Source organism: Janthinobacterium sp. C22, from assembly GCF_057919405.1.
Genome location: NZ_CP193659.1, coordinates 3,338,191 through 3,358,956 on the forward strand (window position 1 = coordinate 3,338,191; position 20,766 = coordinate 3,358,956).

Consider the following 20,766-nt stretch of genomic DNA (forward strand, 5'->3'; position numbering starts at 1 on the left):
TTTCACGCAGACTTGGTGCATGAAATGCCCATTGTGTGGCACACTGCGCGCTCGCATATCATCGTTGTCGCGGGAGCGCATGAGCATCATCAAACAATTTCCTTTTGAGTGGCAGGTCGGCGTGCGCTATACGCGCGCCGGGAAACGCAGTGGCCGCAACAGCTTCATTTCCTTCATCTCCCTCATTTCCGTGGCCGGCATCGGCCTGGGCGTGGCCGCCCTGATCGTCGTCCTCTCCGTCATGAACGGCTTCCAGAAGGAAGTCACCGACCGGCTGATGTCGGTGCTGGCCCACGTCGAGGTGTTCGACACGAGCGGCTCCATGCCCAACTGGCAGGCGCAGGAACGCGCCGCCTACGCCAACCCGCAAGTGAAAGCTGTGTCGCCCTTCGTGGAAACCCAGGGCATGCTGCTCAATGACGAAACCATGCGCCCGTCCGTCGTGCGCGGCGTGCTGCCGCAGCAGGAAGCCACCGTCTCGAGCGTGGCCGCCCAGATGAAGCAGGGCAGTTTCAATGATCTCACGCCCGGCTCGTACAACATCGTGCTGGGCATCGACCTGGCCAAGGCGCTGGACGTGAAAGTGGGGCAGAACGTCACCCTGATGCTCGAGCGCGAGCCCAGGGCGGGCGATCCGGCCAACGGCATCGTCATGCCGCGCATGCGGGCGCTGAAGGTGGCCGGCATCTTCGAGGCTGGCCACAATGAACTTGACGGCAGCCTGGCCTTCGTCAACATGCAGGATGCGGAGCAGCTGCTGCAGCTTGACGGTCCGTCCGGCCTGCGTCTGCGCCTGCACGACATGAACAAGGCGCCGCAGGTGGCGCGCGAACTGAAGGCCTCGATGCCGGGCCAGCTGTGGATGCGCGACTGGTCGCGTGCCAGTGCCAGCTGGTATGCGCTGGTGCAAAGCCAGAAGAACATGATGTTCATCATCCTCAGCATGATTATCGCCGTGGCCGCGTTCAACCTCGTCTCGACCCTGGTGATGTCGGTCACCGACAAGCAGGCCGACATCGCCATTTTGCGCACCCTGGGCGCCTCGCCGTTCTCCATCATGAAGATCTTCATGATCCAGGGCGCGCTGGTAGGCTTGCTGGGGAGCGCCCTGGGCGTCATCGGCGGCGTCGTGCTGGCGCTGAACGTGGGCGTCATCGTGCCCTTCATCGAAGGCATCTTCGGCCTGCACTTCATCTCCAAGGAAATCTACCAGATCAGCGCCGTGCCGTCGGACGTGCACTGGCTGGACGTGGCGCAGATCGGCCTGATCGCCTTTGGCCTGGCGCTGGTGGCCACCATCTACCCGAGCTGGCGCGCCGCGCGCGTCAAGCCGGCCGAGGCGCTGCGCTACGAATAAGCGGCTTGTAAAACCGGGGTCAGACCCGCCGGGTCTGACCCCAGCCCTTCCTTGCACGGGCTAACGCGATGATATGTTGCATACATAAGAATTAACGAATTAATGAGCATGTTAAAAAATATTCCCTTCGAATGGCTGGTCGGCCTGCGCTATACGCGGGCCGGCAAGCGCAGTGGCCGCAACAGTTTTATCTCCTTCATCTCGCTCATTTCCATGGCCGGCATCGGCCTGGGCGTGGCGGCGCTGATCGTTGTGCTGTCCGTGATGAACGGCTTCCAGAAGGAAGTGACGGACCGCATGCTGTCCGTGCTGGCCCACGTGGAAGTGTTCGACAACAGCGGCAGCATGCCCGACTGGCGCGCGGAAGCGGCCCAGGCCTTCAAGAATCCGGCCGTGAAGGGCGCCGCGCCGTTTGTGGAAACGCAGGGCATGCTGCTGCGCGACGATGCGCTGCGTCCCGCCATCGTGCGCGGCGTGCTGCCCGAGGAAGAGCCGAACGTGTCCGACGTGGCCGGCCAGACGCGCATGGGCAGTTTCAAGGCGCTGCAGCCGGGCACCTTCAATATCGTGCTGGGCATCGAGCTGGCACGCGCCTTGCGCGTCAACCTCGGCGAAAAAGTGACCTTGATGCTGGCGCAGGGCCAGGTCACGCCGGCCGGCGTGCTGCCGCGCATGCGCAGCTTTACCGTCAGCGGCATCTTCCAGGCGGGCCACAATGAATTCGACGCCGGTTTGGCCTTCATCAATATCGAAGACGGCCAGCGCCTGCTGCGCCTCGATGGCCCGTCCGGCCTGCGTTTGCGCCTGGCCGACATGAACCAGGCGCCGCAAGTGGCGGCCGAATTGAAAAAATCCATGCCGGGCGACCTGTGGCTGCGCGACTGGTCCAAGCTGAACGCCAACTGGTTTGCCGCCGTGCAGACGGAAAAACGCATGATGTTCATCATCCTGACCTTGATCATCGCCGTGGCCGCCTTCAACCTCGTGTCGACCCTGGTGATGACGGTGACGGACAAGCAGGCCGATATCGCGATTTTGCGCACCCTGGGTGCCTCGCCCCGTTCCATCATGAAGATCTTCATGATCCAGGGCGCGCTGGTGGGCATCCTGGGCACGATTTTGGGCGTGGGCGGCGGCGTGCTGGTGGCCATGAACATCGACGTCATCGTGCCCTTCATCGAGCATTTGCTGGGCGTGCAGTTCCTCTCCAAGGACATCTATTTCATCAGCACCGTGCCGTCCGACCTGCGCTGGCCCGACGTCACCAAGATCGGCGTGCTGGCCGTGATCCTCGCCTTTTTGGCGACCCTGTACCCAAGCTGGTGGGCTGCCCGCGTGAAACCTGCGGAAGCCCTGCGCTATGAATAAACCACTGAATACGACCATGACCGATCTGAATAAACCTGCCTCCAACGGCGCTTCCGCCGATTCCGCCGTCCTTAGCTGCCGTGGCCTGGGCAAGACTTTCACGCAGGGCAGCTACAAGGTGCAGGTGCTGGCCGGCATCGACATCGACGTCCACCGCGGCGAGCGCGTCGCCATCGTCGGCGCCTCCGGCTCGGGCAAATCGACCCTGCTGCACCTGCTGGGCGGGCTCGATACGCCCACCAGCGGCAAGGTGACCCTGCTGGGCAGGGATTTCGCCACCCTCAGCGAAAAGGCGCGCGGCGACTTGCGCAATGCCTCGCTGGGCTTCGTCTACCAGTTCCACCACCTGCTGCCCGAGTTCTCGGCGCTGGACAACGTCGCCATGCCGCTGATGATACGGCGCATGAAGCGCGCTCCGGCCACCGAGCTGGCGCAGCAGATCCTCACGCGCGTGAACCTGGCCAAGCGCGTCACGCACACGCCGGGCGAATTGTCGGGCGGCGAGCGCCAGCGCGTGGCCCTGGCCCGCGCCCTCGTCACGCAGCCTGCCTGCGTGCTGGCCGATGAACCGACGGGCAACCTCGATCACGCCACGGCCGAACAGATTTTCGACCTGATGCTGGAACTGTCGCGCACCCTGGGCACGGCCTTCGTCATCGTCACGCACGATATCGAACTGGCCAAGCGCTGCGACCGCGTGCTGCGCCTGACGGACGAAGGGCTGCAGCCGTACCAATACTAAGGAACCGCCATGCTGTGGATCGACACGCACTGCCACCTCGACGCGCATGAATTCGGCAGCGAATCGCCGCAGGTGGCGGCGCGCGCAGCAGCAGGGCGTGGGCATGATCGTCGTTCCCGCCGTCGAACGGGCCAATTTCGCCATCGTGCGCGATCTGGCGGCAACGTCGCCCAACGCCTGCTATGCGCTCGGTATCCACCCGATCTACGTGCCGCAGGCCACGGAAGACGATCTGATCGCCCTGCGCGAAGCCGTGGCGCTGGCCATGCATGACCCGAATTTTGTGGCCATCGGCGAGATCGGCCTCGATTTCTTCCTTCCCATGCTGTGCGAACCGGCCATGCGCGCCAAGCAGGAGCATTTTTTGCGCGAGCAGCTGAAAATCGCCCGCGACTTCGACCTGCCCGTGCTGGCCCATGTGCGCCGCTCGCAGGACATTGTCCTCAAGCACGCGCGCCAGATCCGCCCGAACGGCGGCATCGCGCATGCGTTCAATGGCAGCTTCCAGCAGGCGCAGGGCTATATCGCCCTCGGTTTCAAGCTCGGTTTCGGCGGCGCCATGACCTTTACGCGGGCCTTGCAGATACGCCGCATGGCGAGCGAACTGCCTTTGGACGCCATCGTGCTGGAGACGGACGCGCCCGACATTTCTCCCGCCTGGATCCACCCGGGCCGCAACAGTCCCGAAGAATTGCCCCGCATCGGCGCCGTGCTGGCCGAACTGCGCGGCCTGGAACTTGCCGACGTGGCGGCGCAAACCAGCGCCAATGCGCGCGCCGTGCTGCCTCGATTACCCCTGATGGAGTGAAATCATGAACAAGAAAATGCTTGCGGGCGCCCTGGCAGCCTGCATGTCTACCGTGTTGGCGCCCGCCATGGCGGCGGCCGGCGCCCAGTGCGACGGCATGCCGCGCCTCGACGTCACCACGCCGGCCGGCTTTTGCGTGGCCGTGCTGGCCGACGGCCTGAAATTTCCCCGTGGCGTGCTGCCGCTGACGAATGGTGACATCCTCGTCACGGACATGACGGGATGGGCGCCGAAGCAGGGTAAATTGTGGCTGTTGCAGCGCAAGGCGGCCGGCCCGGGCTACGAACGCAAGCTGCTGCTCGACAAGCTCGACCGCCCGAACGGCATCGTGCAGGGGCCGGACGGCATGGTCTACGTGGGCGAGGTGGGACGCATCTTCCGCTTCGACCTGCGCGATCCGGCCCGCGCCCTCACCGACATCATCGGCGGCACGGCCAAGACGCCGCGCCTGCCGGGCCTGGGCTTGCACCTGTTGACGAACATGCGTTTCAGTCCCAAGGGCGACCTGTATGTGAACGTGGGATCGAGCACCGACCATTGCGAGAACGATGGCAAGGCGCCCGATCCGGCCAAGGCCTGCCCTTCGGCGGAAGGCCCGGAAGCGCTGGGCGCCATCCGCGAATACACGATGGCCTGGCCGGCCGGCGCGGTGACGAGCTGGCGCACGCATGCGCGCGGTTTGCGCAATTCGATGGCGCTGGCCTTCCATCCTGCGACGGGCGAACTGTGGCAGGCGGAAAACGCGCGCGACGCCATCCAGGCCGCCATGCCGCAGCTGAAAAGCGACGAGAATCTGCCGCATGAGGAACTGAATCTGATCAAGGCCGACCGGCATTACGGCTGGCCGTACTGCTACGACGACAATGTCGCCAGTCCCGAATATCCGAAGACGGCTTGCGACGCCCAGTTTGCAGCGCCCGAGCGCCTGCTGCCCGGCCACGCCGCGCCGCTGGGCATGACGTTTTACACGGCCAGCCGCTACCCGGCGCTGTACAAGAACAGCCTGATCATCGGCTACCATGGCTACCGCAGCAACGGCCACCGCCTGGTGGCGCTGCTGCCCGACAAGGCCGGCGCGCCGCTGGGCAAGTCCGTCGAGTTGATCGGCAACTGGGAGCGCAAGGGTAAGCAGGGCAGGGGCGCGCCCGTCGACGTGAAGCAGGGCCAGGACGGCGATATCTATATGGCCGATGACCACAATGGCCTGGTGCTCAAGCTGCATTATGCGGCGCCGGGCAAACCGTAAGCGGCCTTCATCCGGCGTCCTCGCTGGCGTTACGGGTGTCATCGGCTTACGGCCTTTGGCCTAAGCCGACCTACTTGAGCATGTAGGTCGGATTGGCGTGGCAATGCCGCGCGTAATCCGACGTCATTGTTGGCATCACGGGTGCCGTCGGTTTACGCTTGATCTCGCTCAGTGCGGGGCCGCCGCATCCTCCTACAATCGGCCTGATGTTCCCTGCCGGGCAGGGACGATGGGAGGCTGCCATGAAACCTGCATTCATCGCGCTGCGCGAGCATTACCCGAGCGTGGCCGCCGTCGACCAGGCGGCACTTTTCGGCGAAATCGGCTGGGAAGACTTGATCGGCAAGGACAGCTTTGCCAACACCTGCGCCATCCGCGTCAGCCTGGCCCTGATCAAGGCCGGCATCCAGGTCAAGGGCCGCATGGCCATCCGCAAGGGGCCGTTCAAGGGCGCGCTGATCGAGCCGGGACAGGCCAAGCTGGCGCATATGCTGGCCAGTCCCTCGATGTTCGGCGCGCCCGAAAAATTCGTCAGGGAGGCTGCCATCCCGGGCATCGGTCAGCGCCAGGGCGTCGTCGCCTTCTTCCGCATCCCCGGCTATCTGGGTGGCGCGGGCGGGCATATCGACATCCTGCTGCCGTCCACCGGCGTGAAGGTGTGCGGCAGCGAGTGCTACTGGGATTGCGGCGAGGTCTGGTTCTGGCCAGTCAGCTGACGCCTATTTGAACTTCTTCGACCGTCCGCGCGAGGCCGCGTTGTGCGCGCGCAGGATGGAATCGACGCGCTCGGACGCATCGCGCGACAGGTTTTGCGCCACGGCGATATCGGGGAAGAATTCGGGCAGGCGGTAGCTGAGCCAGGCATACGCTGAATAGTAGCGGCAGGTGTCTTCCACCTGCTGCAGGTTTTGCGTGCCGCCGCCGTACGCGTGCTGGCGCAAGGTGCTGGTTTTTCCCTGCGACAGATTCTTCGCCCAGTGCTCCCACGCCGTCTGCAAGGACGGCACCTTGCTGGAGATCGGCACCAGCGACAAAGTAAATTTGTCGGCCACGGACAGGGGCAGGGTGTCGAGCCAGACGGCGCGCTCCTTCTGGTCTTCCGTGATGCGCGGGAAGAAGAAGCCGTCCGGCACGTCGATATTGTGGATGAAGCGGCGCAGCAGTTTCGACAGCGACAGCTCGCCCGTCACGGACGAAATGCGGTGCAGGTGTTCGAGCGAGGGCGCCACGGCAAAGCCGCTGGTGTTCAGCGGATGCAGCTTTTCCTTCAGCAGCGCGCGCATCACTTCATGCGTCTCGTTGTCGTAGCCGGCCACCAGGCCTTCCTCGTGCACGCCATAGCGGCCCGCGCGCCCGGCGATCTGGCGCGCCAGCGCGGCCGAAATCTCTTCCTCTTCGCGGCCATTGTATTTGACGCAGGTGGTCATGACGATGCGCGCGATCGGCATGTTCAGGCCCATCGCCAGGGCATCCGTGCCGACGACGATGTCGGCCGTGCCGTCGCGGAAGCGCTGCGCCTGCGCGCGCCGCACCTCGGGCGACAGGTTGCCGTAGACGGTGGCCACGGACAGCCCCGTCTCCGTGATCATGTCGCGCCACATCAGCACTTCGCGGCGCGAAAAGGCGATGACGGCGTCGCCGCGGCGCAGGTTGCGCACCTTGCGCACGGCCGTTGGCTCCATCGACAGGGGCGCCATGCGTTTCAATACATGTACTTCCAGCGGGCAGTCCAGGCGCTCGGCCAGCGCTTCGATGGCGCGCCGCGCTTCCGGCGCCCCCACCAGGTAGACGGTGTGAGCTGGCGCGCCGCAGACGGCCGCCGTCCACGCGGCGCCCCGGTCCGGGTCGGCCAGCATCTGGATTTCATCGATGACGGCCACTTCGACGACGTTCTTCGTGTCCAGCATTTCCACCGTGCTGGCCACGTGCGTGGCGCCGTCGACGACCCTGCGTTCCTCGCCCGTGATCAGGCTCACGGCCAGCGGTTTGCCGTGCGGCGCGGCTTCCTGCAGGCGTTCGTAGTTTTCCAGGGCCAGCAATCGCAATGGCGCCAGGTAGATGCCGCTCTTTGCCTTGACCAGTGCCTCCATGGCGCGGTGCGTCTTGCCGGAATTCGTGGGTCCGAGCAGCGCGATGAAGCGGCGCGGCAGGCGGCGCGCCATCTCGAACGAGGCCGGATACTCGGCCAGGTTGATGCTCTGGCGTGTGCGTGCCGCGTGCTGCTCTTCCTGCTGGCGCTCGATGGCGTGGTTGAAACGCTGGCGGATGCGGTCGAACACCATGCCGGCCGGCTCGGACGTCTGCATGTCGGCCAGCGTGTGCAGGAAGACCATCGGGTCCGTATCCACGTCCTCGCTCAGGCCCGCGATATCGGCGACAAAATCCATCACATGCTGGCGCAGTTCCTCGAAGACGGCCGCGCTGGCCCGTTCGCGCACCAGCGCCAGCTTGGTCTCGCGGTCCATCTTGCGCCACTTGGCCGGCCGCGCCAGCACGCCCTGGCTTGGCACCAGCGCATACGGCACCACCAGGTGGCCGGCCTTGACGACGCCGGAAAAGCGCACGAAGACGCGGCCTTCCATCTTGACCAGGCGGATATGCTCGGCCAGCTCCCCCAGTTCCGCGACCAGGGTAGCGTCGTTATTGTCTTCGGTGCTGTCGGAAATGTCGGTGGAAGTGTCGGGAGGAAGTGCGGAGGAAGTCATGTCGTGCCTGGGTGTTGAAGTAAGCGAGGCCGATTATACCGTGCGCAAGGTAAAGATTTTTCCCGGCGCACGGTGCGGCTGCCGCACGAGCGCTGATCTGTAAAACGATGATTCCTTGAGGCGGATAAGCAACTGGCAAACATGGAGGGCGGCGCTTCCACCTGCTTGCAAATCATCTTGCTTCAACGCGGAATGGGAATCCGATATCCGGTGCTTTGCGCCTAGCGGTTTTTTCCTGCGACATTTTTATTCGGCTGGAATTCTAATAAATATATTTTTATTAATTTTGTTAGATTTTTGAATTTGACATTAAAATTTCAATTACCATGGCGCCGATAATAACAAAGAGTATGTTTTTATCGATAGCCATGGCGATGATATTCGTATCGCGCCTGTATTTTTCATTGCGCAAAGAATTGGCCGATGGCGCGCAATGAATTGAATTGTCTTGACAATTAATAATGGCGAGCTGATCATGGGTTCAGATTTTGCAAGGGAATTTCGTATCTTTTCAAAAATATCTGAAATTGACGGCGACGTACGGCATTATTCTGGATGCCGGTCTGGCTATCGGCTGGGGCGTGCCGCGTTGATATGCACGGCTTTGATTTGACGGTGCTCCAGGATACGTTGGAGGCCGCAGGATTTTCCATTTCGCGCTGACGTACGACCAGCGCGCGATGACACCCGACATACCTGTGTATGTGGCCCTGCGCCAGAGGATGGCGCGCGCGGGGATTCGTCAGCCATCCGACTTTGGGAGAACTCCATGAATAAAAAGCTCGCTGCATTTCTTTTTGCGTCAGGCCTCGGTTTGGCTGTGACTGCGACGCCAGCCTTTGCCAATTGCTATAGCGCCTGCGCTGCCGAATGGCGGGCTTGCATCGCCGCCGGTACCTCTCAAGCCGAGTGCGGCGCCGAGCGGTCCGCCTGCCTGCAATCCTGCAATTGACGGGAGGAATACTGCGCGCTGCGGCAGCCATTGTCGTAGCCTGTTGCCGCTGACGCCAGCAAGCCATGGCGCCGATGGCAGTTCAGGCTGCCCGTGCGCGCACGGCGCGTAGCCCCCAGCCGGTGGCGATCAATCCGTCGCCGGCTTGCAGCGGCGCCACGGCATCCAGGAACGCGCCGCGCAGACGCCGCCTGGCGTCATCGTCCAGGCGGTCGATGTCATAGGTGTCGCTCAGGGCGGCCCATAGTTCGCCCGGCGTGGGCGACCAGGGCACGTCGATGTCGTCGAACGCGACATGCGTGAAAGCGCCGTCGAGCAGTTCGCGCCAGCCCGCTTCCGATCCCGCGCGCCGGTCGCCGAAGCGCAGCGGCGGCAGTTCGGTGCTGGCAATCGGCTTGAACAAGCGCATGAATACGTCGTTGACTTCGCCCAGCAAGAAAGTCCGGCCGACGATGGCCGCAAACTGGCCGCCGGGGCGCAGCACGCGGCGCATTTCGCGCACGACCTGTTCGATATCGTCCATCAGCATCAGCGCCATGTGCGAGACGAGATAATCGACGCTGGCCGATGGCAGGTCCAGCGCCTGGGCGCGTCCCTGCCGCAGCCGTACGGAGGCGGGGAGGGCGGCGCGTGCGGCGGCCAGTTCGGCCTCGCTCATGTCGATGCCGAGCAACTGCAATTGAGATTGCTGCCTGGCTGCCAGCAAGCCCAGCAGATGACCGTCGCCGCAAGCCAGGTCGAGCACGCTCAAAGGCCTGTCCACGGCCGGTACCAAACTGGTCAGCACGGCATAGGAAGAGGCGTACGTGCCGGAGGCGGTGCGGGCCGGCAGGTCGGCAAACGCGGCGCTGGTCACGCCGACCTGTCGCTGATGAAAGTCCTGCAAATAAGTTTCTGCCGCTGTCAGTGGGGTCATGCAAGGTCCGCCAGGTCGTGGCGTCTGGGCGCCGGATGGCCATCTTAGCATGGGGAAAGTGTCGGCAACGGCAACGACGGATGGCGTGCATGAGCATTCTTATCCACGCCACCATTGCGCCAGATCAGACGGCAAGGCGTGGAAAACGGTCACAGTATCTGAGTCCCTTTCGCAGCGAGCGGATTTTGCCTTGATCCTGTCTTCCCATGCGCACCCTGATACTCGGCTTTGCCGCTGGCGCCGCCTGGCTGCAGACGCAGGCAAGCTTGCCGCAGCACGCGGGCGTGTGGTTATTGGTGATCGTTGGGGTAGGAGGGCTGGCTAGTCTGGCGCTGTGGCGTCAAGCGCGCTGGCGTTCCGCTATTGCGCTTGCCGCTGGCGTGGGATTGGGCTTTTACTGGGCGGCCTGGCTGGCCCAGGCCGCCATGGCGCCGCAGCTGGCGCTGGCCGACGAGGGGCAGGACATCATCGTCAAGGGCACGGTGGCCAGCCTGCCGTACCGCTTCGAGCAGGGCGTGCGCTTCAATTTTGCCGTGGAGAAGGCATTCAATGCGCAGGTGCCGCCCCTGATCGCCCTGTCCTGGTACGCAGGTTTTCGCGATGCAGTGACGAACGAAGTGGGCGACGTGCAGCCGGGCGAGCGCTGGCGGCTGACGGTGCGCCTGCAGCGTCCGCACGGCAATGCGAATCCCATGGGCTTCGATTACGAAGCGTGGCTGCTGGAGCAGGGCGTGCGCGCCACCGGTTATGTACGGCCGCAGCCGCGCGCCGACACGCCCAACGTGCGCCTGGCGGCCTTCGTGCCCGGCTTCGGCAATGTGGTGGAGGCCAGCCGCGCGGCCTTGCGCGCGCGCATCGCGCACAGTTTAGATGGCAAGCAATACGCGGGCGTGATCGTGGCGCTGGTGGTGGGCGATCAGCGCGCCATTCCCCAGTCGGACTGGCAGGTGTTCAACCGCACGGGCGTGAGCCACTTGATTTCGATTTCCGGCCTGCACATCACCATGATCGCGGGTCTGTTCGCCCTGGGCGCGGGTGCGCTGTGGCGGCGCTCGTTTTTCACGGACCGGCAACTGCCCTTGCTGCTGCCGGCGCAAAAGGTGGCGGCGCTGGCCGGCGCGCTGGCGGCATTGGTGTATGTGCTGCTGGCCGGCTTCGGCGTGCCCGCGCAGCGCACTTTATATATGTTGCTGGTGGTGGCGCTGGCACTGTGGCTGGGGCGCATTACCAGCATCGTTCACGTGCTGTGCCTGGCGCTGGGCGTGGTCGTGCTGCTCGATCCCTGGGCCGTGCTGTGGCCCGGATTCTGGCTGTCGTTCGGCGCCGTCGCCGCCATGCTGTACGCGACGGCGGGCCGCACCACGGCGCCCTTGCCGGAGAACGCCAGCCGCTGGCGCCGCCTGCGCGCGGCCGTGGCGCTGGGTGCGCACACGCAATACGTGGTGACGGTGGGGCTGGTGCCGTTGACGATGCTGCTGTTTTCGCAAGTGTCGCTGGTCAGCCCCGTGGCGAATGCGCTGGCCATTCCCGTCATCAGCCTGATCGTCACGCCCTTGTCGCTGGCGGGCAGCCTGCTGCCTTCCCCCTGTCCGACGGCTTGCTGTTGCTGGCGCACGCCATCGTGCAGATGCTGGCGCAGGTGCTGGACTGGCTGGGTGCGCGCCGCTTTGCCGTCTGGACGGCGCCCGCGCCGCCATGGTGGAGTTTTTGCTGGGCACTGTTCGGCACGGCCTGGCTCTTGGCGCCACGCGGATGGCCCCATAGGTGGGCCGGCATGCTGGGCTGGCTGCCCCTGCTGACGGCCATGCCGTCGAGCCCGCCACCGGGCCAGATGTGGATCACGGCCTTTGATGTGGGACAAGGCATGGCCGTGCTGGTGGAAACGCATGGCCACCGCCTGCTGTACGACACGGGGCCCGCCTACAGCCTCGATTCCGACGGCGCCAGCCGTGTCATCGTGCCGTATCTGCGGGCGCGCGGCATCGCTACGCTCGACGGCGTGATCATTTCCCACAGCGACCTCGATCACGCGGGCGGCGCCATATCTCTGCTGGAGAACGTGCAAGTGGGCTGGCTGGCCTCGTCGCTGTTCGATGGCCACCCGGCCGTCGAGGCCCGGCGGCAAGCCCGGCGTCCGTATCTGCATTGCGTGGCGGGCCAGCGCTGGACCTGGGAAGGCGTGCACTTCGCCATGCTGCACCCGCTGCCGGCCAGCCACGACGATATATCGCTGAAACCGAACGCCCGCAGCTGCACCGTGAAGATCACGGCAGGCCAGCATGCCATCTTGCTGGCTGGCGACATCGAAGCGGCGCAGGAGGCGCAGCTGCTGGCGCGCTCGGCCGATGGCGAGCTGGCGGCCGACGTGCTGCTGGCGCCCCACCACGGCAGCGGCACCTCATCGACACCGGCGTTTTTGCAGACCGTGCATCCGAGTCTGGCGATCTTCCAGGTGGGACACCGGAACCGCTATAAACATCCGAAAGCGCAAGTGTATGCGCGCTATGGCGACATGGGTATTGCCCGGCTGCGCACGGACGTGACGGGGGCGGTAGTGCTGGAGTTTGGCGACAATATTGATGTAACGCAGTATCGGGCCAGCCGGCCGCGCTACTGGCAGGGGCGCTAGCGGACGCGGCTGCATTAATGGTATATATCTGTCATGGGTTGGCAGCCCCGGCGCTGCCTGGATGATACTGAAAGGATGAAGATGGGTGTGTTTGACTGGTGCAAGAAAAAACCGGCTGTGCCGCAGCTTGGCTTTGAGGCGCGGATCCGTTCGCAAAGTACGCAGGCAAAGTCCCGTCAGTTTGATTTGCAGGGAGGACAACCTGACGCCGTTCGCCTGCAACACCCGTATCTGTTTCATGTGACGGACCTGTCAGCCGCCGAGGCGATCGTGCAGCAGCGCCTGCTGCAAGGCGTTTTTGGCCATGTGACGCTGTCGCAGGAGTTGCAAGGCGCGGCGCAACAGGCGGAAAGAAAAGGCTGCGCGCTGATTTTTCAATTTCAGGGGCCCGCCCTTGTCGGGCCAGCGCCGCTGGCGAAAGTGAAGGAGGTGGCTTACCACGATGTGGGTTCCTCGGGTTATGTGGAAACCTTTATTTTGCATGGCACCGTGACGCCGCTCGAGCTCATCGCGATATCGTTTCGTGGCAACGCGCCCATCTATGATGTGGCGTGGGTCTTGGGCACGCCTGTTTCTGTGCGCATCGGGCCATAGCGGCCGTTCACGGGTGCAGGCGTCAACTGTGCCGCTCGTCCGGTATCTCCATGCCCCGCTGCCGCACGTATTCCAGGAATAGCCTTGCCCCCTTGGCCATGCGTGACGTGCCGTACACGGCATGGATGCTGGGATCGAGCTCCTTTGACGAAGTCAGCCGGTACGCCGTGCAGACGCGGCGCAAGGTGCCTGCCGCCACGGCCGGTTCCGCCAGCCAGCTGGCCAGTCGCACGATGCCGGCGCCTTCCAGGGCCGCCTGGAAGGTGGCGATGCCGGAAGTAAAGCGGAAGCGGGGCTGCACCTGGTAGCGCACGTTGCGCGTAGCCGAGACGAAATGCCAGTCGCGCAAAATGCGGGGGGCCGAGTGCATGATGATGTCGTGGCCGGCCAGCTCTTCCGGTTCGTCCGGTGCGCCCATGCGGGCGATATAGTCGGGCGAGGCGTACATGTAGCGGCGGTAGTTCCACAGGGGATAGCCGATCAGCTCGCTTGACTGGGGGAAGGCGCCGCGGATGGCAAAGTCCAGCTTTTCCTGGATGGGGTCGATCGATTTGTCCGAGAAGTGGATGTCGACGGACACATTCGGGTAGTCGCGCGAAAATTGCGCCACCACTTTCGGCAGGAAGCCCAGCGACAGGATTTCCGGCGCCGAGAGGCGCACCCAGCCTTGCGGCGAGTTGCTCAATTCCGCCAATTGCTCTTCCGCCTCGGCCTGCGTTTCCAGCAAGTGCCTGGCCGACGCGTAATACGTTTCGCCGGCCGTCGTCAGGGTGAACTGCTTTTGCGTGCGCAGGATCAGCTCGGCGCCGATGGCGTCTTCGAGGAACTGGATGGCGCGCGTGACGGCCGACGGCGAGCGTCCCAGCATGCGCGCCGCGTGGATGAAGCTGCGCTTTTCCACCACGGTGCAAAAGGCGCGGATCTCCCACATCAGTTTCATCGACATCGCGTCACTCCCGGCAAAAGAGGCCAGTAGACCGCACGGAGTGCATTCCGTCAAGCGTTACGGCTGATTGCGTTTTCCGCAATTTGAAGTTGCATCCGAAAAAGTGTCTGACGCCTATACTGCCGCTGTCGCCCATTCCCCACTGTCTATCATGCTGACCATCTCGCTGCTGTGTTTATTTGCCTTCTTTGCCGGCCTGATCGATGCCGCCGTGGGCGGGGGCGGGCTGATACAGCTGCCGGCCCTGTTCAACCTGATGCCGAACATGGCGTCGACCTCCCTGCTGGGCACGAATAAACTGGCGTCCGCCTGCGGCACCACATTTGCCGCCCGCTCCTTCGTTGGCAAGGTGCACATCCCCTGGCTGCTGGTGCTGCCCGCCGTGGCCAGCGCCTTCGTCATGTCCTTCATCGGCGCGGCCGCCGTGTCCTACGTACCGCAGCAGGTGGTGCGCCCCATGGTGCTGGTATTGATCATCATCATGGCGATTTATACCTTCATGAAGAAGGATTTCGGCACGACGCGCGAAGCGCGCCCCATCGGCCCCCGCGAACGCATCCTGGCCGTCGTCATCGGCGGCGCCATCGGTTTTTATGACGGCCTGTTCGGGCCGGGCACGGGCAGCTTCCTGATTTTCCTGTTCATCCGCGTCTTCGGCTTCGATTTCATCCTCGCCTCGGCCTGTTCGAAACTGGTGAATATCGCCACCAACGTGGCCGCGCTGGCCTTCTTCATTCCCGCCGGCCACGTGGTCTACGCCGTGGCCGCACCGATGGCCGTGTGCAATATCCTGGGCGCCCTGACGGGTACCTGGATCGCCGTGCGCCGCGGCGCCGCCTTCGTGCGCATCCTCTTCCTCGTGCTGCTGGTGTTGCTGATCGTGAAATTGTCCTACGACATCTTCTTCAAGTAAGTTTTTGAACGACACTAGCCATGAAAACCATCCAGGGCGTGCTGTGGGACAACGATGGCGTGCTGGTCGATACCGAACAGCTGTTTTACGAAAGCAACCGCGACTTGCTCTTGCCTTATGGCATAGAGCTGACGCCGAAGCAATTCTTTGACTGGTTCCTGGACAATAACTACGGCGCCTGGCATCTGCTGCTGGGGCAGGGCCATGCCATCGAACTGGTCGAGCGCCTGCGGGCCGAGCGCACCGTGCTGTTTGCGCAACGCCTGCGCCAGGCGCGCCAGCTGGCCATCCCCGGCATCGCACCGGTGCTGGCGGCGCTGCGCCCGCACGTGGCCATGGGCGTCGTCACCAGCGCCTATGAGCAACACTTCCGCATCAGCCATGCGGCCACGGGCTTGCTGAGCCATTTCGACTTCGTGCTGACGCGCGAAATGTATGGCGAAAGCAAACCGGCGCCCGACGGCTACCAGCTGGGCTTGCAGCGCCTGGGCCTGGCCGCCGCCGACTGCGTGGCCGTGGAAGACTCGCCGCGCGGCTTGCGCGCCGCGAATGCGGCGGGGCTGGAATGCATCGTCGTGCGCAATCCCATGAACCGTCACCACGCATTTGACGAAGCGTTTTGCGTGGTCGATTCCAACGCCGAGCTGGGCGAAGTGCTGGCCTCGTTCGTGCCCGGCATGGCGCCAGCGCGGCGGCAATTAGAGGCCTTCCTCTGATCCGTCTTGCCGGCATGCCATTACAATTGCCTATCGCATTCACCGGCACCGTTCCACGATGACCCTCCCGCAACTGCACTTTGCCCACGCCAACAGCTATCCTGCCGGCACCTACCGCAAGCTGTTCGGCTTGCTGGGCCAGCACTACACCGTGCAGGCGCTCGACATGCATGCGCACGACCCGGATTACCCCGTCAGCACGGGCTGGCCCGAGCTGGTGCGCGAGTACATCGACGAGCTGGAGCGCCGCTACAGCGCGCCCGTGATCCTCGTCGGCCATTCGCTGGGCGGCATGCTCAGCGTGATGGTGGCCAAGCAGCGGCCGGACCTGGTGCGCTGCGTGGTCTTGCTCGATTCGCCCGTGGTGGCGGGCTGGCGCGCCTTGCTGGTGCGCCTGGCGCGCAACACGGCGCTGGGCGAGCGTTTTTCCCCTCGCGTTTTTCCGCCCGGCGGCGCAAGCTGTGGCCCGATGCGCAAGCCGCGTATGAACACTTCGCGGCCAAGGACATGTTCGCCATCTGGGCGCCGCAAGTCTTGCGCGATTACATCGACAGCGGCCTGGTTCCCCATCCGGACGGGGTGCAGCTGCGTTTTACGCGCGAAGTGGAAACGCAGGTCTACCGCAGCCTGCCGCACCATATCGGCGGCCTCGTCAAGGATGGTTTGCCGGTGCCCATCGGCTTTATCGGCGGCACGGAATCGGTGGAATGCCGCCAGGCGGGCTTGACGGCCACGCGCAAGCTGGTCGGCAAGTTTTTCCGCCAAGTGCCGGGCGGCCATCTATTTCCCATGGAAAACCCGGAACTGACGGCGCAAGTGGTGCGCGAGATGATCACGGCATTGTTGGCGAAACAATAGCCTTCCGCCAAGGATTTTCAGGGGATGGGGGCCAACAGCGGCGGATTTTCGCGTAAAATCCTGCCATTCGGGCCGCGCCTGCACCTGGCGCGCCGCCCCAGCCATTCGATATTCTAGAAAGATACCCCTGCGATGACGATTAAAAGCGATAAATGGATACGCCGCATGGCGGAAACAACGGGCATGATCGAGCCGTTCGAACCGGGCCAGGTCAAGGAACGCGACGGCAACCGCATCGTTTCCTACGGCACTTCCAGCTATGGCTATGACATCCGCTGCGCCGACGAGTTCAAGTTGTTTACCAACATTAACACCACCATCGTCGACCCGAAGGATTTTGACGCGAATAACTTCGTCGACGTATCGGGCAAGGGCTATTGCATCATCCCGCCGAATTCGTTCGCGCTGGCCCGTACCGTGGAATATTTCCGCATTCCCCGCAACGTCTTGACGATTTGCCTGGGCAAGAGCACGTATGCACGTTGCGGCATCATCGTCAACGTCACCCCGTTCGAACCGGAATGGGAAGGCTATGTGACCCTGGAGTTTTCGAATACGACACCGTTGCCGGCGAAAATCTATGCCAACGAAGGCGTGGCGCAAGTGCTGTTCTTCGAATCCGACGAAGTGTGCGAAACCTCGTACAAGGACCGCGGCGGCAAGTACCAGGGCCAGGTGGGCGTGACCCTGCCGAAGACCTGATGATTGCTTGAACGGGCGGGGCGCCAGTCCTGCTCTAACATTGTTTCAGCAGCCACGCCTTCAGCGCCGTTGACGGCTGGTACAGGGGAACATGGCCGCGCAGCAAGATTTGCGCGCTGCGCCGGTAGGCCGCGCCGTCGATGGCGATGTTGCCAGTCGCCCCGTCCTGGCGCGCCACGATGGTGGTGTCCAGGATGCCGGCCGGGTTGGCTATGCCCAGTTCAATCTCCGTATCGGCCGGCCCGACAGGCGGCACGCCGCTTGCCAGCGCATGCGCCACCGTGCCCGGTATCAGGCAGGCGGCCGCCAGGCAGCAGCCGCCCGAAACGGCCAGCGAGGCGTGGCCCGATTGCGGCGTGAAGTAACGCACCGCAATATTTCCCTCTCCCACGGCTGGTCCCACGATGCAGAACTTGGGGATGGTTTCGCTACGTTCCAGCTCTTCCAAGGTCATCAACCGGCCATCGCGCTTGCGCAAGCCCATCAGCAGTCCCGCCGCGCTCCACACCTGGCGGATCGCCTGCATGAACGCGGTATCCGCTTCCAGTTCCGCGATGGACTCGCGCGCCGTCTTGCCGAACTGGCTCGCCAGCGCGATAACCATGGGCACGGCCACGTCCACGCACGAGACCGCATAGCCGTGCACCACATCCTGCGCATTGCCTGTTGGTAGTAATTTGCCCGTCTTGGCGCCGGCCGGCTGCCGCAGGAACAGGTCCACGCGGGGGAAGCTGCCGGTCACGCCAGGAATGCTGGCGGCCGTAAAGCTGCCATCGAGTTCGCGCGCCATGCGCGAGGTGGTGATGACGCCCGTGTTGGTGTTGCGGATATCGACGTCGTGCGCGCCGATGGCCAGGGCCTCGATCACGCCGCTGTCCAGTCCCCACAGTTGCAGCGCGGACGACATATTGCCGCAGTTCACGCTCCAGTCGATATCGCCGTGCTCGCCCGCCAGCTGCGCCAGGGTGCTGACCAGGCGCGGCTGGCCCGCATGCTGTTCCACCCCGGCGAGGAAGACCTTGTTGCTGGTGGGCGCGCCCCGTCCCAGGCCCGTGATTTGCCGGTTGCCCGGCTGCCGGCCGGACTGGGGCGCACCCATCAGGTGGCGCAGCAATTCCTCGCGCAGCGTCTGTTCGGCCGGCACGGAAGCTGCATGCAAGACCAGGCCCGTCGATGTGCCGCCGCGCATGTGGTGGACAGGAAACTCGATCATGCCGCAGCGCAGGCGGGGCACGAGGTCGGGCAGGGCGGGCAGCAGGGGCGTCATCATCATGGATCGTGGTCAAGGCAGGAAGCGCCAGTGTGCCAGTTTTTCTTGCTGGTGTGCAATCGGATGGTGTGCGCGGCGTCTTTACATGCCTTTACCCGCCTTTACACTTGCCGCCCTGTATTGAGTACCTTGCGCGCCGATAATAAGGTATTGAATGATCAAGGAGGCAGTATGGTAGCGGCAATCGGTTCCGGCAGCGCAGTCAGCGCGGCCAGTGGCGCCAGTGCGGGCAGCAGTGCGCAGATCGCGGCGCTGCAAAAGCAGATCACGGCGGCGCAAAAGCAGTTGACGGAGTCGCAGAAGGGCGAGCAGACGGAGGCGTCGCAAAAGCTGCAGCAGCAGCTGGCGCAGCAAATCCAGGCCTTGCAGGCGCAAATTGCTCAGTTGCAAGCTGCTGCCGCGCAGCAGGCGGCGCAAGACGATTCTCAGGCGGCCAGCAGCGCCGAGTCGGCGTCCAGTCCCGCCAGGTCAAGCGCGTCGACCCTGGGCAGCATCATCGATACCCAGGCGTAGGCAGGTCGCTGGCAATTCCCGTCGGCAGGCTCGCGGCAGCTCAGCCTGGCGTTTTGACGGGCAACAACATTTCCACGCACAGCCCGCCACCGCTGCGCAAGCTGGCGCCGATGCGGCCGCTATGGGCGCCGATGACGTGCTGGGCGATGGCCAGGCCCAGGCCGTGGCCGTCCGTGCTGTGCTGGGTGTTGCTGGCGCGGAAGAAGGGTTCAAAAATGCTGGCCAGGTCGGCGCTGGCCACGCCGGGGCCGCGGTCCAGCACGGCGATGCGCAGCAGATCCTGCCTGCCGTCATGCAGGCGCGACAGCTTTACTTCCACCGTGCCGCCATCGGAACTATGCTTGACGGCATTGCGCACCACGTTCTCCACGGCGCGCGCCAGCAGTTCGGGCCGGCCCGTGACAGCGGCGTCGGCGCTGGCTGCGTCGCCCTCCAGGGCGATGTCCACCTGGCGCGCCTTCGCTTCGTAGCGGGCGTCTTCCAGAATGTCGTGCAGCAGCTCGGCAATGTCGACGTCTTCGCTGAGCGGGGAGCCGGCACCGGCTTCCAGCCGCGACAGGGTCAGCAGCTCGCCGATCAGCTTGTCCATGCGTTCGCTTTCGCGTTCGATGCGCTGCATCGAGGCGTCCATCTTGTCCGGCTGCTGGTGCGCCAGGCCGATGGCGGCCTGCAGGCGCGCCAGCGGCGAGCGCAGTTCGTGCGAGACGTCATGCAGCAAGCGCGTCTGGCTCTCCATGAGATGGCGCAAACGGCCCGTCATGCGGTCGAAATCGCGGCCCAGGTCCGTCAACTCGTCGCCGCGCTTGCCGCTGGCGTGAAAACGGGGCGCCAGGTTGCCGTGCGAGGCGGCCTCGAACGCCTGCCGCAGGTCGCGGATGGGGCGCGCAAAATACCAGGCCAGCAAGAAGGCGAACAGCAGGCTGGCGGCGATGGCGGCGCCGAGGGGAATGAAGGTGCGGTAGGGACTGTCCATGCGCGGGCCGGGCGGCATGCCGCGGCCGAATTCGCCGCGTGGCGGCGCAGTGCCCGCTTCGCTGGGCCGTGGACCGGGTCCCATGGCGCGCGGGCCGCTCAGGGTGACGGCATTGAGGGTGTCGCGCGCGGCGCCTGCCTCGGCATTGCGGAAGCGTTCGGACGAGGGCAGGAACAGCAGATAGCGCTGGCCGTCGCTGCCGGTGACCGTGCGCACGACGGGATGGGGCTGGCTCTGCTCCAGCATGGCGCGCGCCTTGCTCAGCATGGCGGGATGCACCGCGCGGCCCATCAGTTCGTGTCCGCGCGCATCGACGGCAAATACGCGCATGCGCTCGAGCTTGCCCAGAAATTGCCGCAAGGCCTCGCTGCCGCCCGCTTCCAGGGTGGCGCTGGCGGCCTCGATGATCATTTGCGCGGGCGGACTGGTGTCGATGTCGAGGGCCCGCTCCTGCTGCGCCGCCCGGTTTTTCAGCCAGAACGTGCCGCCGATGCCGATGGTGGCCGTCACCTGCGCCAGCATGATGCACAGAAAGAACTTCCAGAACAGGCGCCCCAC

Annotated in this window: 18 protein-coding genes and 2 pseudogenes; 15 read left to right on the top strand and 5 right to left on the bottom strand. The window is 64.3% G+C overall.

Annotation, left to right across the window (positions count from 1 at the left end; genetic code table 11):
* Positions 1-79: 79 nt before the first annotated feature.
* The 6 genes and pseudogenes from ACRHIG_RS15555 to ACRHIG_RS15580 all read left to right on the top strand — a co-directional run bounded on the left by ACRHIG_RS15555 (position 80) and on the right by ACRHIG_RS15580 (position 6,237).
* On the top strand, positions 80-1,357 hold the full coding sequence (locus ACRHIG_RS15555) for a lipoprotein-releasing ABC transporter permease subunit (protein ID WP_475416654.1): 1,278 nt from the start codon (positions 80-82) through the stop codon (positions 1,355-1,357).
* A 102-nt stretch (positions 1,358-1,459) separates the two neighbouring features.
* Positions 1,460-2,725, top strand: coding sequence for a lipoprotein-releasing ABC transporter permease subunit (locus ACRHIG_RS15560; RefSeq protein ID WP_289897586.1), 1,266 nt, complete (start codon positions 1,460-1,462; stop codon positions 2,723-2,725).
* Positions 2,726-2,741: 16 nt separating this feature from the next.
* Positions 2,742-3,467, top strand: coding sequence for a lipoprotein-releasing ABC transporter ATP-binding protein LolD (lolD, locus tag ACRHIG_RS15565; protein ID WP_475416653.1), 726 nt, complete (start codon positions 2,742-2,744; stop codon positions 3,465-3,467).
* Between the two features lie 12 nt (positions 3,468-3,479).
* Positions 3,480-4,275 (top strand): annotated as a pseudogene (locus ACRHIG_RS15570) (TatD family hydrolase).
* 4 nt (positions 4,276-4,279) lie between these two features.
* Positions 4,280-5,521, top strand: coding sequence for a PQQ-dependent sugar dehydrogenase (locus ACRHIG_RS15575; RefSeq protein ID WP_489630715.1), 1,242 nt, complete (start codon positions 4,280-4,282; stop codon positions 5,519-5,521).
* A gap of 242 nt (positions 5,522-5,763) precedes the next feature.
* A complete protein-coding gene (locus ACRHIG_RS15580) occupies positions 5,764-6,237 on the top strand; it encodes a T6SS effector amidase Tae4 family protein (RefSeq protein WP_489630716.1) in 474 nt (157 codons plus the stop codon).
* A gap of 3 nt (positions 6,238-6,240) precedes the next feature.
* Here the strand turns inward: ACRHIG_RS15580 and ACRHIG_RS15585 are convergent, their stop codons facing one another.
* Positions 6,241-8,226, bottom strand: coding sequence for a helicase-related protein (locus tag ACRHIG_RS15585; protein ID WP_489630717.1), 1,986 nt, complete (start codon positions 8,224-8,226; stop codon positions 6,241-6,243).
* A 769-nt stretch (positions 8,227-8,995) separates the two neighbouring features.
* Here ACRHIG_RS15585 and ACRHIG_RS15590 point away from each other — a divergent pair.
* Positions 8,996-9,178 carry a hypothetical protein gene (locus tag ACRHIG_RS15590; RefSeq protein ID WP_139143755.1) on the top strand — a complete coding sequence of 61 codons (183 nt, stop codon included), beginning with the start codon at positions 8,996-8,998 and terminating at the stop codon, positions 9,176-9,178.
* An 82-nt stretch (positions 9,179-9,260) separates the two neighbouring features.
* On the opposite strand, the gene ACRHIG_RS15595 is transcribed toward ACRHIG_RS15590, so the two are convergent.
* Positions 9,261-10,094, bottom strand: a complete 834-nt coding sequence (locus ACRHIG_RS15595) for a class I SAM-dependent methyltransferase (RefSeq protein ID WP_489630718.1) — start codon at positions 10,092-10,094, stop codon at positions 9,261-9,263.
* A gap of 206 nt (positions 10,095-10,300) precedes the next feature.
* Between ACRHIG_RS15595 and ACRHIG_RS15600 the strand changes: the two genes are divergently transcribed.
* From ACRHIG_RS15600 to ACRHIG_RS15610, 3 genes are all read left to right on the top strand, one after another.
* On the top strand, positions 10,301-11,893 hold the full coding sequence (locus tag ACRHIG_RS15600; RefSeq protein ID WP_489630719.1) for a ComEC/Rec2 family competence protein: 1,593 nt from the start codon (positions 10,301-10,303) through the stop codon (positions 11,891-11,893).
* The gene (locus ACRHIG_RS15605) at positions 11,869-12,723 is read left to right on the top strand and encodes a ComEC/Rec2 family competence protein (RefSeq protein WP_489630720.1); all 855 of its coding nucleotides are present in this window, start codon (positions 11,869-11,871) and stop codon (positions 12,721-12,723) included. Before ACRHIG_RS15600 ends, ACRHIG_RS15605 begins: the two co-directional genes overlap by 25 nt.
* A gap of 81 nt (positions 12,724-12,804) precedes the next feature.
* Complete coding sequence (locus ACRHIG_RS15610) at positions 12,805-13,317, top strand: hypothetical protein (protein WP_489630721.1); 513 nt, start codon at positions 12,805-12,807, stop codon at positions 13,315-13,317.
* A gap of 22 nt (positions 13,318-13,339) precedes the next feature.
* Here the strand turns inward: ACRHIG_RS15610 and ACRHIG_RS15615 are convergent, their stop codons facing one another.
* The gene (locus ACRHIG_RS15615; protein ID WP_489630722.1) at positions 13,340-14,263 is read right to left on the bottom strand and encodes a LysR family transcriptional regulator; all 924 of its coding nucleotides are present in this window, start codon (positions 14,261-14,263) and stop codon (positions 13,340-13,342) included.
* Positions 14,264-14,414: 151 nt separating this feature from the next.
* Here ACRHIG_RS15615 and ACRHIG_RS15620 point away from each other — a divergent pair, with 151 nt between their 5' ends.
* The 4 genes and pseudogenes from ACRHIG_RS15620 to dcd all read left to right on the top strand — a co-directional run bounded on the left by ACRHIG_RS15620 (position 14,415) and on the right by dcd (position 17,452).
* Complete coding sequence (locus ACRHIG_RS15620) at positions 14,415-15,176, top strand: sulfite exporter TauE/SafE family protein (RefSeq protein ID WP_489630723.1); 762 nt, start codon at positions 14,415-14,417, stop codon at positions 15,174-15,176.
* 20 nt (positions 15,177-15,196) lie between these two features.
* A complete protein-coding gene (locus ACRHIG_RS15625; protein ID WP_475416421.1) occupies positions 15,197-15,892 on the top strand; it encodes an HAD family hydrolase in 696 nt (231 codons plus the stop codon).
* A gap of 58 nt (positions 15,893-15,950) precedes the next feature.
* Positions 15,951-16,750, top strand: a pseudogene (locus tag ACRHIG_RS15630) (alpha/beta fold hydrolase).
* Between the two features lie 132 nt (positions 16,751-16,882).
* The gene (dcd, locus tag ACRHIG_RS15635) at positions 16,883-17,452 is read left to right on the top strand and encodes a dCTP deaminase (RefSeq protein WP_034755486.1); all 570 of its coding nucleotides are present in this window, start codon (positions 16,883-16,885) and stop codon (positions 17,450-17,452) included.
* A gap of 34 nt (positions 17,453-17,486) precedes the next feature.
* Here dcd and ACRHIG_RS15640 read toward each other — a convergent pair whose 3' ends face one another.
* Positions 17,487-18,722, bottom strand: a complete 1,236-nt coding sequence (locus ACRHIG_RS15640) for a PrpF domain-containing protein (protein ID WP_489626999.1) — start codon at positions 18,720-18,722, stop codon at positions 17,487-17,489.
* Positions 18,723-18,893: 171 nt separating this feature from the next.
* On the opposite strand from ACRHIG_RS15640, the gene ACRHIG_RS15645 reads away from it, so the two are divergent.
* Positions 18,894-19,235: a FlxA-like family protein gene (locus tag ACRHIG_RS15645; protein ID WP_489627000.1), complete on the top strand. Its 342-nt coding sequence runs from the start codon at positions 18,894-18,896 to the stop codon at positions 19,233-19,235.
* 40 nt (positions 19,236-19,275) lie between these two features.
* Here ACRHIG_RS15645 and ACRHIG_RS15650 read toward each other — a convergent pair whose 3' ends face one another.
* Positions 19,276-20,766: a sensor histidine kinase gene (locus ACRHIG_RS15650; protein ID WP_489627001.1), complete on the bottom strand. Its 1,491-nt coding sequence runs from the start codon at positions 20,764-20,766 to the stop codon at positions 19,276-19,278.